This window comes from Paenibacillus sp. FSL R7-0179 (genome assembly GCF_038002265.1).
Taxonomy (GTDB): Bacteria; Bacillota; Bacilli; order Paenibacillales; family Paenibacillaceae; genus Paenibacillus_AQ.
Map to the genome: position 1 here is coordinate 3,083,290 of NZ_JBBOCC010000001.1, position 14,477 is coordinate 3,097,766.

The 14,477-nt window shown below is 50.2% G+C and carries 11 protein-coding genes; all 11 read left to right on the forward strand.

Annotated elements, in window-relative coordinates:
- The first annotated feature begins 35 nt into the window (after positions 1-35).
- The 11 genes from MKX63_RS13670 to MKX63_RS13720 all read left to right on the forward strand — a co-directional run bounded on the left by MKX63_RS13670 (position 36) and on the right by MKX63_RS13720 (position 14,416).
- A complete protein-coding gene (locus tag MKX63_RS13670) occupies positions 36-1,748 on the forward strand; it encodes a sensor histidine kinase (protein ID WP_341017692.1) in 1,713 nt (570 codons plus the stop codon).
- Positions 1,702-3,330, forward strand: a complete 1,629-nt coding sequence (locus tag MKX63_RS13675) for a response regulator (RefSeq protein ID WP_341017693.1) — start codon at positions 1,702-1,704, stop codon at positions 3,328-3,330. Before MKX63_RS13670 ends, MKX63_RS13675 begins: the two co-directional genes overlap by 47 nt.
- 293 nt (positions 3,331-3,623) lie before the next feature.
- Positions 3,624-4,139, forward strand: a complete 516-nt coding sequence (locus MKX63_RS13680; protein ID WP_341017694.1) for a TetR/AcrR family transcriptional regulator — start codon at positions 3,624-3,626, stop codon at positions 4,137-4,139.
- A 14-nt stretch (positions 4,140-4,153) separates the two neighbouring features.
- A complete protein-coding gene (locus MKX63_RS13685) occupies positions 4,154-5,383 on the forward strand; it encodes an MFS transporter (protein WP_341017695.1) in 1,230 nt (409 codons plus the stop codon).
- Between the two features lie 13 nt (positions 5,384-5,396).
- Positions 5,397-6,230: an alpha/beta hydrolase gene (locus tag MKX63_RS13690; protein ID WP_341017696.1), complete on the forward strand. Its 834-nt coding sequence runs from the start codon at positions 5,397-5,399 to the stop codon at positions 6,228-6,230.
- Between the two features lie 48 nt (positions 6,231-6,278).
- Positions 6,279-7,766 carry an alpha/beta hydrolase family esterase gene (locus tag MKX63_RS13695; protein WP_341017697.1) on the forward strand — a complete coding sequence of 496 codons (1,488 nt, stop codon included), beginning with the start codon at positions 6,279-6,281 and terminating at the stop codon, positions 7,764-7,766.
- A 28-nt stretch (positions 7,767-7,794) separates the two neighbouring features.
- Positions 7,795-9,255 (forward strand): sucrose phosphorylase, encoded by a 1,461-nt coding sequence (gtfA, locus tag MKX63_RS13700; RefSeq protein WP_341017699.1) that lies wholly within the window; start codon positions 7,795-7,797, stop codon positions 9,253-9,255.
- 29 nt (positions 9,256-9,284) lie between these two features.
- Positions 9,285-10,598 (forward strand): MFS transporter, encoded by a 1,314-nt coding sequence (locus tag MKX63_RS13705; protein ID WP_341017700.1) that lies wholly within the window; start codon positions 9,285-9,287, stop codon positions 10,596-10,598.
- Between the two features lie 144 nt (positions 10,599-10,742).
- The gene (locus MKX63_RS13710; protein WP_341017701.1) at positions 10,743-11,021 is read left to right on the forward strand and encodes a hypothetical protein; all 279 of its coding nucleotides are present in this window, start codon (positions 10,743-10,745) and stop codon (positions 11,019-11,021) included.
- A 391-nt stretch (positions 11,022-11,412) separates the two neighbouring features.
- Positions 11,413-12,630, forward strand: a complete 1,218-nt coding sequence (locus MKX63_RS13715; RefSeq protein WP_341018523.1) for an IS110 family transposase — start codon at positions 11,413-11,415, stop codon at positions 12,628-12,630.
- A gap of 421 nt (positions 12,631-13,051) precedes the next feature.
- Positions 13,052-14,416, forward strand: a complete 1,365-nt coding sequence (locus MKX63_RS13720; protein WP_341017702.1) for an ABC transporter substrate-binding protein — start codon at positions 13,052-13,054, stop codon at positions 14,414-14,416.
- Positions 14,417-14,477: the final 61 nt, after the last annotated feature.

The following is a 14,477-nucleotide window of genomic DNA, read 5'->3' on the forward strand; positions in this document are numbered from 1 at the left end:
CCCTAAGGCCGTCCTTTCATTCGGAGGAGCCAAATGTGAAATATCGCCTGTCTATCTTTCAGTGGTTGTCGTTAGTTCTGATGCTGATGCTCCTGATCATTGTAGGGGCGTTCTGGCTCATCTACAGGCTGAACGTCAAGGACATTCAGAACGAGCTGAGAAAAAATAAAATGTACGAGGTTGAGTTCATGACCTCCCAGCTATCCACGCAGTTTGAACAGGTGCTGACAAATACTATTACTTTGTCACAGGACCAGTCTGTGCGTGGATATCCTTATATTCTGAAGTTCGGGGACCAATATTCCAAATATGAGATGAAGCTGACCATCATCGATAAGCTGGCCCTGAACACGGCCTCCACCTCCTGGAAGAATATAGTGATTCTGTACTATGAGGATGAGAAAGAGACAGTATCCTCAGATTCCTCCTTCTCCTTCAGCACCTTCAGCCCCCCGGAGCAGGCGCGCAACCGCTGGGTGCTGCACATGGATAAGGAAGGCAAGGGATATTACTCCAACATCATGCGCAGTCATATCAGCTCGCTGTTAATTGAAGTCAGGATTTCTCTGGATAACCTTGTGAAAATGATGGATCAGTATGTCTCGGGTATGCCGCTGCTGTACGATGCCTCTGAACAGGCCTTTATTCAGCCGGGGGCGGCGTTTCCGCAGGAGCTGCTACAGTCGATCCGTCCTGGGATCAACGGGAACAGAGGAACCATCTCCGCTACAGAGAACCGTACAGAATACCAGATTAACTATATGAAGTCAGACATGCTGGATTTGTATTTCATAGACGCTTATCCCAAGCGCCAGTATATCGAACCGATTAACCGCAATAACCGGCTGTTCCTCTATGCGGTACTGGTGGTGCTGGTTGGTATTATGTTCTACACACTGCTGCTCCGCAAGCAGGTCCAGAAGCCGGTAATCATGCTGCGCAAGGCGATTGACCGGTTCGACCGGGGCGACTTTTCCAGCCGTGCCGTCGACTTGCAGGTCAATGAATTCAAGGTACTCGGCAATTCCTTTAACCGGATGGCCCAGAATACCCAGATTCTGATTGAGCAGGTCCTGCTGGGCGAGATTGAAGTGAAGGAAGCGAAGCTGAAGCAGTATCAGGCGCAGATTAATCCGCATTTTCTCTATAATTGCCTGAATTTCATTCAGAGCAAAGCAAGTATTGAGGATTATCATGCGGTCACCGCGATGACGCTGCATCTGGCTTCGTACTGCCGGTACATTCACAAGATTGAACAGCTCGATTCCACGCTTCAGGATGAACTGGATTTCGTCGAGCATTATCTGCATATGGTCCATTTGCGCAAAAAAGAAATCACCTTCGAATTCGGCGTCACGGCAGAGGCGGCCAGATACCGGCTGCCAAGAATGATTCTGCAGCCGCTGGTGGAGAACTGCATCAAGCATGGGATTGAACCTAGCCTGAGGCCTGGCATCATCTCGGTTGCCGCCGAAGAAGATGCTTCGTATCTGCTGATTACCGTGAAGGATAACGGAATCGGCATGACGGAGGAACGGCTCGGCGCGGTCCGCCGCCATATCGAGGACAATATCATCAGTAATGAACAGCTTGGAACCGGGCTAAGGAATGTGAATCAGCGGCTGCGCCTGTATTTTGGCAAGGACTCCGGGTTATTCGTAGACTCCGTGCTGTCCGAAGGCACCTGTTACCGGATTCGTATTGAAAAGGAGGGAGAAGCTCATTCTGCAAATTCTGCTGGTAGATGATGAACAATATGTCGTAGATGATCTGGAGCTTGCTTTTCCATGGCAGGACTTCGGGATTGAAAAAGTATACAAAGCCTATTCCGGCGCCCAGGCCATGCAGATGATCGGGCAAAATCCGGTCGATATAGTCATTACGGACATTGCTATGCCCGGGATGAGCGGGCTGGAACTGGTTAAGCAGGTACAGCGGACTCACCGGAGAATCAAGTGTATTCTGCTAACCGGCTACGCCGAGTTCGAATATGCCCGGGAAGCCCTTCAGTATGGGGTGGTAGAGTATCTCGTTAAGCCGCTCGATCATCAGAAGCTGCGGACGGCTCTGGAGAGCACGATTAAAACCCTTAAGAGGGAGTTTGACCGGACGGCCTCTTATGAGCAGGCGATGCTGGCCTTCCGTGAGCATCTTCCGGCGCTGAAGGACAAGCTGCTGGCCGAGCTGATTCAGGGCAAAGCCTATCCGCAGGAACGGCTGAAGGACAAGCTTAGCGGATATCAGATTGATTTTCAGCTGAACGACCGGGTCTTCCTGATTCTGATCCGTCTGGAGGAGCATTTCACGAATTTTGGGCTGGACAGCCAATTGCTCTTTGAATACGCGGTGACGAACATTGCCTGCGAGCTGCTGGGCCCGGGCTTCGAGATGTGGCATGGCCGGGATGCATACGAGAACCTGGTGTTTATTGTGAAGAGTAATGAAGCAGGGGGAGGTGACCAGGGCAAGATCCTGAAGCAGCTTACCCATAATACCCATCAGCTGCATAGCAGTGTGAATGAATATCTGAATGGCGGAATCTCGGTCATTCTGTCCTACCCGGGCGAATTCCCGCTTGATCTCCGCGCCATGTATGAGGACTCCCAGTCGGCATTAAGGCAGCAAGTGGGCAATGACAAGGGCTATTTCATCTCCTTGACGGATAAGCAGAAGAGTTCGCCGGTCCAGCCGCTCAAGGACTTATATGCTTCTCCGACACTGATGCATCTGCTGGAAACCGGCCAGTGGCAGGGGTATAAGGAACGGCTGCAGCAGATGAAGGAATTCAGCAACAATCTGCCGGCCTATAACGAAGAATACATTGAGGAGATCCGCACCATGATTCTCGGCTCCTTTCACTATATTGCCCATAAGAATCATAGTCTGTTGTCTGATCTGGTCGGGCGGGAGCTGCTGGATAAGACTCTTTTCCGTTCCGTGTCCCAGCTGATCAGCTGGGGAGAAGCGCTGGTGGATACCTTGCAGAGCAAGCTCGAACGGGATACACAGAATAACCGGATGGGCATCGTCAAGGAGATGCAGAGCTGTATCGCGGCTAATCTGGCGGAGGCCAGCCAGCAATTCGTTGCGGACGCGGTCTCGCTTCATCCGGCATATGTCTCCAGACTGTTCAAGCAGGTCAGCGGGATCAGCATCAGCGAATATATCCTGAATATGAAGATGGAGCAGGCCGTAGCAAGCCTCCGCAACTCCGATCTGAAGATCTATGAGATCTCTGAGCAGCTCGGCTACGCCAACAGCCAATATTTTATCAAAGTGTTCAAGGAGCAATTCGGCATGACGCCCCAGGATTACCGGGGGAAATTATAGCACTTAGGCGGACAACAGGCAACACGGGCTAACTTGCTGCCGGGGCTACCGGATCAGTTAGCCTAGCCTGCTTGTGCACATTTTTGCAAGCGGATTCATTAGGAGAGTGAAGAGGTTCTCAGCCTATAGAGCAGGAGAATTATTTTTTATGTTGACAAACTAACGGTGTTAATTTATTGTGTTGTTAACACTGTTAACTTAGTTGGAAGATAACATGAGTTTTTAAGTTAACACTATTAACTTTGGGGGCGTTTGATATTGGCAGAAAAGGGTTAACCCAAGAGCTGATCGTGATGACAGCGGTATCATGGATTGAAGAGGAAGGGTATGATAACTTCTCGTTGCACAGGTTGGCTAAGAAGCTTGGAGTCACAACAGCATCGCTGTATAACTTCATAGAGAGTGCTGCCCACTTAAGTGTAGAAGTAGGGAAAGTAGCTGTATCGAAACTGTATGAGTCTATGACAGCCGCCACCAAAGATGGGGAGGACAGCCGGTATTTGTTAATGGAGTATGCGGTCGGGTACCGGAAGTATGCTCTTCAGCATCCGGAGCTATATAAAGTCATTATCAACATGCCCTCCGTCCACGGCAAAGAATATCTCAAGGTGATTCTCGATCCGATGGCGGATGCACTGCGGGGCTTTTCGAAGGATGGCTATGACAATATTAATCTGTTAAGAGCCTACCGCAGTATGATTCACGGCTTTGTTTCATTGGAGATTACCGGATATTTCGAGATGTCTAACGTGTCTATTGATGAGAGCTTTATTATGGTGGTTCAATTATTTGTTGATAGTCTGAGGTGATGGAGAAGCTAAATATGAGAAGGTCTTACAAAAGTAAAAGTACTGCCGGCAAGGAAAGTATCTGGAGTCCTGCTTTTATTAGTATTTTTGTGATTAATATCATTCTGAATCTGAACCAATTTATGACCACGGCTCTGATTCCCAAGTTTGCTGCCCATTTAGGGGCTACTGCTACTATTATCGGAATAGTTACCAGCATGTTCGCGATCACTGCACTGGGTGTACGGCCAATCGTTGGCCCCTCAAGCAGCTATTTCAAAAAAAATAACTTACTGGCTGCCTCTACCGCCATCATTATTCTGGCGTTTATCTGTTACAGCCTGGCCAGCAGCATCTCCATGATTATCGCCGGACGTCTGCTTCACGGAATCGGCATGGGGTTTCTTGCTCCGGTCAGTTTAGCATTAGCCAGTGATGCGCTGCCGGAGAGCAGAATTGCTTCGGGAATAGGTGTTTTTTCATTAGGTCAAGCCATCGCCACGGCTATAGGCCCGATGCTGGGCCTGGAGCTGGTCCAAGCCTATGGATACAGTGCGGTATTCCTGATTAGTGCAGGTGCAACTTGTCTTGTGCTGGTGCTCTCGCTGAGACTGAAGACTGAAGCACCGGCTCCCAATCAGAGGTTTACCATTTCCCTGGATAATATTATTGCAACTGAGGTCATCATACCGACAATTATCATGTTTTTCCTGGCAGGTGCGTTCTCCTGTATTAATTCCTTTATTCTGATCTATGGAGGGGCCATCGGCATAGAAGAAATCGGATTGTTCTTTACAGCCTATGCGGTTTGTCTGTTATTCACCAGACCCGTCAGCGGCAGAATCAGTGAAAGATACGGCGTCAGTGCAACGATCATTCCAGGAATGTTGATTTTTGCCCTGTCATTTGTCGTGATCAGCTTCTCCCGGTCTCTGCCCATGTTTATCTTCGCCGGAGCGGTCTCTGCTTGCGGATATGGTATCTGCCAGCCTTCGATCCAGACCCTCTGCATGAAGCTTGTACCCAGCGAGAGACGCGGAGTTGCAGGGAATACGAATTATATAGGTGTAGATGCCGGATACCTGATCACGCCGTCCATTGCCGGATTCATTGTATCCATGGTACAGGATAAGGGAGGCACTGAAGTTAACGGGTATGCAGCGATGTACCGGTTCATGACGATCCCGATTGTAATAGCTTTTGCCGTTTTCTTATGGAACCGGAAGCATTTGACTGCAAGTAAGGCTGCTGTGGATCAATCCTGAGGAGGAAATAGGTATGTCCGTTCTGAACATGAATTTTGAGAGCCAGTATCTGAAGTCCAATCATGAGATTACGATTATTTTACCAAACAAGCCTCAACATGTTCCTGCAAAAGAATATTATAACGATTCCAGGAAATACAAGGTACTCTGGCTGCTTCACGGAACCTTTGGCGATCATTCGGACTGGCTTAGAAAAACCAATATCGAATTATACGCCTGCGAGAAGGATCTAATCGTAGTGATGCCCAGTGCGCTCAACAGCAATTATTCCAACTGGAGCAGCAGCATGCTGGGGTTTGATATGTATGACTATTTGACGGAAGAACTAATGCCCATGGTCTACAACTGGTTTCCTGCATCCGGCAAGCGCGAGGATAACTTCATTGCAGGACTGTCGATGGGAGGGCGGGGGACGATCAAGTATGCAGTGAATTATCCCGAGAAATTCGCTGCTGCGGCGGTATTGTCCGCAGCCCCTGTGAATATGGAACACCTGACGGAAGCCGATTTGTTACAGGACGACCCAATGTCGCAGCGTTTGCGCGGGATGGTGATTAATGCAGGTGGACTGGATGCCTTTATTCATTCTAATGAGAATGTATGGGCGATTATGGATTCGCTTGCGGACAGCGGTAAGCTTCCGCGCCTGCTGTTCGCCTGCGGCACCGAGGATACGCTGATTTATGATAATTTGAATTTGTTCAAGGACCATGCACAGGAGATTGGAGTTGAGGCCGAGTTCTGGACGCTGGAAGGGTACGGACATGAATGGAGATTCTGGGACCTGGCGATACAACATGCCCTGGACTTCTTCGGGCTGGAGCATGCAGAGCATCGCCTGTTCTGAATTCCGGCTGTCAAGGACACTATATCTAAACATAAGGGATGGATCTCTATGGACAGGAAGATTGTCATTCTTCCAGGAACTCCCAATGATGAGAATCGGGAGTTTCTTCCGGAAGCGATAAAAGGCTCCGATATGGTTGTAAACGAGAACGGAAACAATTCTCAGGTCTATCCGGCAAGATTAACGGAGCATACCGGCGTGGTAGTGGAGGGAATGCATAATACCTGGTATGAATATGTGCCGGCCTCATACGACGGGACGCGTCAAGTCCCTCTAATTATATCGATGCATGGAGGGTTAATGACGGGGTGGGGGCAGGCTGTGTACAGCTCGTGGACACTGGTTGCCGACCGTGAAGGATTTATTGTCCTGTTCCCCAATGCCTGTGAACGCAGATTCTGGACGGTAGAATGTGATGCGGAGCAGCTCAAGGCGGCCACTGGGCCCAATGAGGAAGGCATATTCTTGAACCCTCCGCCCGCTGATCCCGGGAACAACCCTCATATGAAGCTGGTGCTGGCCCTTATCGGGCAGATGAAGAGCAAATATAACATTGATCCGGGCAGAGTCTTCATTCAGGGAATGTCGATGGGAAATCTGATGACCAGCCAGATGGCCCGTTATCATGCTCCGGTATTTGCCGGTAAAGCCGGGTCTGCCGGTCCGGCGGACCCCCGCCTTCTGTTTGACGGGAAGGATGAAGTGATCAATCAGGGAGGACCGCTGGCCGTCTGGCAGACCCGTCTTGAGCTGGATGAGGTACCGCCGCATTACCCGGGTGATTCCGCTGAAGTGATCAAGCGCAACCGGGAGTATTGGAAGCGGATTAACCGTTGTTATACTTTACCGGAAATCAAAATTGCAGGCGAGGATAACCTTGCTTTTTACAAGGGTGAATATGCCGACCTGGTCTTCCGCGATGTGAAGAACCGGGACCACGGCCAGACCATTGATGATGCCGAGATTGTCTGGGATTATTTGTTCTCCGGTGTCAGCAGGGATGAACAGGGCCGCCTTGTCCATACCGAGCCTAACATTCCAAGACAAGGGGACGGGTTCGCTATAGCGATCGCATCCGGGAGCGCTAAGGTGTATTTTAACAACACATTGGTTCGGATGAGTGGTCCGGCCCTGAAGCATCAGAAGCTGAAGTATCACGGACTGAATGGAAACGCGATTATCCGGGGGGAATATCTGCTGGTGCCTGCGTCGTTTGTGGCTGATGTATTCGGCGGCGAGCGCTGCAACATTTCCAATGAAGGGCAATCGGTGGAGATGTTTCTGAGGTATGGAAGAACACTGCAATTCACTCGTGGAAGCATTGGTTGTGTGGTGGAGAACCGGGTGTACTCGATGCTGTGTGAAGCGGTATTCAAGGACGGGGAGCTCTATCTTCCGATTCAGTGGATCTGCCAGCGGCTCTTCAATTATCATGTCTCTTCCTGCGAAGATGTGCTGTATATCACCGATCATCATGCGGAGCTGTCGTTTCATATGGCCCGTCTGATCCGGGATGAAATTCTAAATGACTCTTAATGAAACTTACTAACCAGGAGCAACCAGGATGCAAAAGGTGCAGAACAAAATTATGCTCATCACGTATTCGGATAGTATGGGAGGGGATCTCAAGGAACTGTACGAGGTGCTGGATACCCATTATGAGGGAGTTATCGGCGGTGTCCATCTTCTGCCTTTTTATCCTTCGTCGGGGGACCGGGGGTTTGCCGTCATTAATTATGATATCGTAGATCCGGCCTTTGGCGACTGGGAAGATATCCGCAGATTCTCGGAGAAATATTATCTGATGGCCGATTTCATGATTAATCATGTATCCATCCGCAGTGAAGAATTCAAGGACTATATGCAGAACGGAGATTCCTCGCCTTACCGGGAAATGTTCATTCACTGGGACGAGTTCTGGCCTGACGGAGAGCCGACCGAAGCAGAAATGGAAGCTCTGTACCGCCGCAAATTGCAGCGGCCGTATAAGGAATTCACCCGGGATGACGGCAAGGTTGTGAAGCTCTGGAATACCTTTTTTGAAGAGCAGGTGGATGTTAACCCTTGGGCACCGGCTACACAGGACTATTTCAAGCGTAACTTAGAGCATATTGCCCAGTATGTTCCGTTAATCCGGTTCGATGCCTTTGCCTATGCAACCAAGAAACCGGGGACCAGTTGCTTCTTCGTTGAACCGGACGTATGGGAGGTGCTGGACATTGGGATGGAGCCGCTTCAGGCGTACGGCACGGAGATGCTTCCTGAGATTCATGAGAACTATAAAGTCCAGCTTAAGATGGCTGATCAGGGACATTGGGTGTACGATTTTGCGTTGCCGATGCTGATGCTCCATGGCTTAATGACAGGCCGGACCGACAGGCTGATCCATTGGTTCAACATCTGTCCCCGCAAGCAATTTACTACGCTGGATACGCATGACGGGATCGGAGTGGTCGATGTAGCAGGCCTGCTGGAGGAGAGCGAGATCGACCTGGTGAGAGACAAGGTGAACGAGAAATTAACAGAAGCCCAGCAGTATATCAAGAGGCCAGCCGGAATTGTCAAAATGTCTGGTTCGCAAGCCAAGCAGTATCAGTTGATGTCAACGTATTACTCTGCACTGGATGAAGATGATGAGGCCTATCTGCTTGCACGGGTGGTGCAGCTGTTTGCTCCGGGAATTCCTCAGGTCTATTATGTCGGTCTCCTGGCAGGCGAGAATGATCTGGATAGCCTGAAGCGTATCGGGGAACCAAGAAGTATTAACCGCCACAATTATACGACGTCCGAGATTAAGGACCGGTTGAAGCTTCCGTTGCTTCAGCGATTGTATGAGATTATGCGTTTCCGCAACAGCTATCCGGCCTTTGACGGAACTATTGCCGTTAACGATCAGTTAGAGAATGGGCAATTGGAGATTACCTGGGCTAATGAGGCATACGAGACGGTCCTTTGGGCTGATTTCAGAACTAAAGACTTCCATATTGCTTATAACAACGAGAATAAGATGAAAGTTGTTCTGTAGCCTTTTACCAATAATAGGGGGAATTAAGAATGAGTGAGACAAGAATTGACGGCCAGGCCACTACACCGTTAGGCCGGTTGACCGTGGGGATCGTTATTGGTTTCGGGTTAATGATGCTCGCATTGCTGACGCCAGGAATCCTGCTGTTGACCTTCCGAATGATGGATATTGACCCGGACGGATATTTAAAATCATACGGTATGGTTGCCGGGATTGGGGCTTTCTTTGCCCTGATTGGTAATCCCATAGGCGGTGCAGTCAGTGACCGGACGAATATCGCGTTTGGACGCCGCCGTACGTGGATTCTGCTTGGGGCGCTGCTTGGCAGCGCCGGGCTCGTTCTGGTCGGATTCGGGACCGCCATCTGGCAAATCGTGATCGGCTGGTCTGCTGCACAATTCTTCTTCAATTTCGCGATGGCCTCTTATATGGCCCTTATCCCGGAACAGGTGAAACCGGAGAAGCAGGGGACGATCTCGGGAATTATCGGTCTTGTGGGTCCGGCTGCTGCATCGGCGGGTATGGTGCTGATGATGGTGATGACTTCCGTTAGCGCGGAGGTGAAGTGGACGCTGCTAATTCTGCTGGGAGTAATCGGACCTGTGGTCAGCCTGTTCCTGATCAAGGATGGTAAAGTAACGATTACAGCTGCTCCCAAATCCAAGGTAAAGGTTATGGAGCAGATCAGCAAAATTTATCCCAGCCCGAGAAAATATCCGTCGTTTACCTTCGCGATTGTAGCTAAGTTCTTTTTGATGCTGGGTTTCGGCAGTGCCAGTTATCTTACAGTTATGCTGGTTAACCGGATGAACTATACGCAAGAGGAAGCGACCAAAGGATTAGGAGTCATCAATATTGCGATGATTCTGGCGATGGCACTGATGAGCATTGTGGGGGGAGCCTGGTCGGACAAGGTACGGAAGCAAAAGCCTTTCCTGTATACCTCAGCGGCGATTATGATCATTGGAATTCTGATCTTTGCGTTTGTTCCGCAATTCCCGGCAATCATGACAGCAGCAGTTATCCTCGGTCTGGGGGCAGGCTGCTTCTCGGCAGTGGATACCGCACTTGTAGCCAGAATTCTTCCGCGTAAGGAAGATGCCGCCAAGGATTTCGGAATTATGAACGTGGCGAATACATTGCCGCAGTCCATCGTACCCGCTCTTGCTCCACTAGTAATAGGCCTGGTCGGATGGTCCTCCTACTTCCTGACCTTTGGGATTTTCCTGCTCCTCAGCATGGTATGCGTGAGATATTTGCCGGAGATTGGACAATTCAAGGGGGAGAAACCGGCTGCGCAAGAGCTAAGCCCGCTTGTGGAACCGGATTCCACCGTGCCATAACGGAGTGTAGGAAGGGGCAGAGTTTATACAGATATAGTTTGTAAGCGTTATCCCTTATAACAGAAAGGTTTCGGCTCATTTGGGCTGAAGCCTTTTTTGCTGCTGGCCGGGTAAAAGCAAATACAATGGGCAGCGGCGAGGACTGTGGGAAAGCGTGGGCGGAATGTAATCGAAAAACTGATTACAATTGGACCGGGAGCGGCGCGTGGGCGGAATGTAATCGAAAAACCGATTACAATTGGACCGGGAGCGGCGCGTGGGCGGAATGTAATCGAAAAACCGATTACAATTGGACTGGGAGCGGCGTGTGTGCCGGATGTAATCGAAAAACCGATTACAATTGGACTGGGCGTGGCGTGTGAGCCAAATGTAATCGAAAAACCGATTACATTGGACCGGAAGCGGCGCGTGGGCCAAATGTAATCGAAAAACCGATTACAATTGGACCGGGCGTGGCGTGTGTGCCGGATGTAATCGAAAAACCGATTACAATTGGACTGGGAGCGGCGCGTGGGCGGAATGTAATCGAAAAACAGGCATGACAAGACAGAGACCTTGTCACCCCCAGGAATGAAAATAAGTGGGTGGCATCCGTCGCATCCATTCTAAAAGAGGCTGTAGTCGTCAACACTACATATACAAATCAAAGGGCGGAAACGGTTACTGGGATACACCCCGTGCGAAAAACTGTTCTATTGCGCTTTTCGAGCATCGCCTATTGTAGCCCCCAAAAGTACGTGTATTAAATTACACTCACTCGAGCGCATGATTTGTAAGCTGACGATGGAGGATGATTGGAATGGATGCTGTACGTATGTGTTGCGCCGGTCTGGACGTGCACCAGGAAACCGTTGTGGCCTGCGTGTTGAAAGGACCGATCGAACAGAAACCCCAATGTCACCTGAAAACCTTTGGGACGACAACCAAAGAATTGCTAGGCCTGCAAGATTGGCTGAGTGAACAAGGCTGTCGGGAGGTGGTGATGGAGAGTACGGGCGTGTTATGGAAACCGGTATGGAACATCTTAGAGGGCAGTTGTGATCTGGTCTTGGCCAACGCCCAGCGGGTAAAGAATACGCCGGGTCGAAAAAGTGACATGCAAGATGCGCGCTGGTTAGCGCAATTGCACCGTTGCGGGCTCATTGAAGGCAGTATGGTGCCCGAACAAGACATCCGGGATTTGCGAGACTTGACCCGTTACCGGAGTAAGATGGTGCAGGCGGTGACGGCGGAGAAAAACCGCATTCACAAAATCCTGCAGGATGCCAACATTAAGCTAACCACCTTTATGTCCGATCTATATGGGGTTTCGGGACGGGGCCTGCTCCAGAAGATCATGGACGGCGAGGTCATCGACGAAGGGACCGTTAAAAACCTGGTCAAAACCCGTTTGAAAAAGAAAGTTCCGCAGTTGCTAGACGCGCTCAATGGCAAGTTGCGCCGTCATCACCGCGAGATGATTCGAGACCACTGGGACCACTTGGTCTATTTGGAGAAAAGGATCACGGAGCTGGAAGCTCGAATCGAGGCGAAGGCAGAACCGTACCTGGAGGTGATTGAACAAATTGACTCCATTCCAGGAATTGAGCGGACGTCTGCCGTGACCATCTTTGCCGAAGTGGGGCCGCATGTCGCGGAAATGTTCCCGAGTGATGCGCAGTTTGCATCATGGGCGGGGGTGTGTCCAGGGAACAACGAAAGCGCGGGAAAGCGAAGAAAGTCAAAAACGATGCAAGGGAACAAGCATCTGAAAGGGGCCTTGTGTCAGGCGGCTTGGGCGAACTCTCGCTCCTCGAACCGGATCGGCCAATTTTTTCGACGAATACGTAAGAGAAGAGGCGATAAAAAAGCAAACGTCGCCACCGCGCATTTGCTGATTCGAATCCTCCATGCCCTGATGCGGGAGAAGAGGTCATACCAAGAAATAGACGTCTCACTAGGCGATGAGACGTCCAAGAAAAACACGTTAGATAGGTACGTGAACTATATCCAGCAGTTAGGATATAGCGTGCAATTAAATCCTATCCAATAGTCTTCCCTTTTTCAAAAAAAACGAAACGTTTTTTTGGGGCGGTGGGTCTTTTTTTGTCAAAACCCGTTCTGCTGCGCATTTTCCGGTACTTTTATTTTCGTATTAAACCGATTACAATTGGACCGGGAGCGGCGCGTGGGCGGAATGTAATCGAAAAACCGATTACATTTGGACCGGGAGCGGCGTGTGGGCCAAATGTAATCGAAAAACTGATTACAATTGGACCGGGAGCGGCGCGTGGGCGGAATGTAATCGAAAAACCGATTACAATACCACCGGAAGCGGCGCATGTGGCGGGTTTTATTAGCTAAAATTTAAATATGATAACCGATTGACATAAATATGTTAACCGGTTATCATAAAGTTGCATCCGAAAAATGTATGCGCATTCAAAACAATCATAAGTACGGGGGGAATTCATTTGAAATTGAGAAAAGCTGCAAGCTTCGCTATCGCTCTGACGGTGGTCACCGGATTACTCGCAGGCTGCTCCAAGGGGAATTCAGCTAATAGTGCCGTCAAGGAAGACAAGGGGAATGAGGGAACACAGACACAGCAAGCCTCCAAGGACGTTAAGCTCACCTTCTTCAATACCTCCGCAGAAGTCAATACCGTATTCGAGGAGCTGTTCAAGAAATATCATGAGCAGAATCCGCAGGTGACGATTGAACTGATTCCTACACCGATCGGCGGTGCGCAGCTTGAGAAGTTCCAATCCCTGCTGGCCTCCGGCAATCCGGCGACAATCGTGAATCTGGATGCAGGCACCATACTTCAATATAAGGATGATTTCCTGGATTTAGAGCCGGAGAAGGCGAAGTATGAAGCCCTCACCAATCCGGGAGCCATCGACGGCGCATTGCTGGACGGACAATTCCTTGGTATTCCCTGGACTGCCCAAGGCTATGGTCTGCTGTATAACAAGCGTGCGGTAGAAGAGGGTATCGGCGGTGCCTTTGATCCTGCATCCGTGAAGACCCGTGATGATCTGGAAGCGGTCTTCAAAAAGATTGAAGCGGCCGGCAAAGCACCGGTCATGCTTCACGGAGCAGACTGGTCGCTCGGCGCCCACTATCTGGGATTAACCTATTCCTTGCAGTCGCAGAAGGTGGAGGACAACCGGAAGTTCGTAGAGGAGCTGAAGAACGGGCAGGTTAACCTGACGGAGAATCCGCAGTTCACCGGACTGATGGATACCTTCGATCTGCTGAAAAAATACAACGCGCGTAAGAGCGACCCGCTCGTTGCCGATTATAACCGCGACAGTGCAGATTTCGCCAAGGGAGCTGCCGCCTTCTACTTCATGGGGGACTGGAGCTGGGCGGTCATCGGAACGCTGGAGGGCCGCGATGCCGACTTCGGTATCCTGCCGCTGCCGGTGAGCAATAACCCGGAGGACTTCGGCAACACGCAAGTCGCTTACAGCGAGCCTAAGCTGTTCGCCATTGATGATTCTAAGTCTACGCCGGAGCAGCAGGAAGCCGCCAAAGCGTTCATCGAATGGATGGTCAGCAGCGAGGACGGGCAGAAGGCCATCATTAGCGATATGGGGCTGTCCATGCCATACAAGGATCTTAAGGCGAAGAGCACGAACATCATGTCCAATGCCGTCAGCGAATACGTGAAGCAAGGGAAGATTATCAATATCGGTGTGATTAATTACCTGCCGCAGGATTACTGGGCCAAGACCGGAGCTGCTATGCAGAAGTACTTGGTAGGCAATATCGACCGCCAGGGGCTTGCGCAGGAGGTTCAGGATTACTGGAAATCGTATGCAGGGAAATAGAGAATTTCTATTTATTGAACTTGAAGACTTAAGTTAAGGGAAAAGTGGCGGAGGGGAATTT

Excerpts from the sequence above, each read along its gene's own strand:
- MKX63_RS13680 (WP_341017694.1), top strand. The coding sequence starts at position 3,624 with ATGACAGCGGTATCATGGATTGAAGAGGAAGGGTATGATAACTTCTCG.
- MKX63_RS13685 (WP_341017695.1), top strand. The coding sequence starts at position 4,154 with ATGAGAAGGTCTTACAAAAGTAAAAGTACTGCCGGCAAGGAAAGTATC.
- MKX63_RS13690 (WP_341017696.1), top strand. The coding sequence starts at position 5,397 with ATGTCCGTTCTGAACATGAATTTTGAGAGCCAGTATCTGAAGTCCAAT.
- MKX63_RS13695 (WP_341017697.1), top strand. The coding sequence starts at position 6,279 with ATGGACAGGAAGATTGTCATTCTTCCAGGAACTCCCAATGATGAGAAT.
- gtfA (WP_341017699.1), top strand. The coding sequence starts at position 7,795 with ATGCAAAAGGTGCAGAACAAAATTATGCTCATCACGTATTCGGATAGT.
- MKX63_RS13705 (WP_341017700.1), top strand. The coding sequence starts at position 9,285 with ATGAGTGAGACAAGAATTGACGGCCAGGCCACTACACCGTTAGGCCGG.
- MKX63_RS13715 (WP_341018523.1), top strand. The coding sequence starts at position 11,413 with ATGTGTTGCGCCGGTCTGGACGTGCACCAGGAAACCGTTGTGGCCTGC.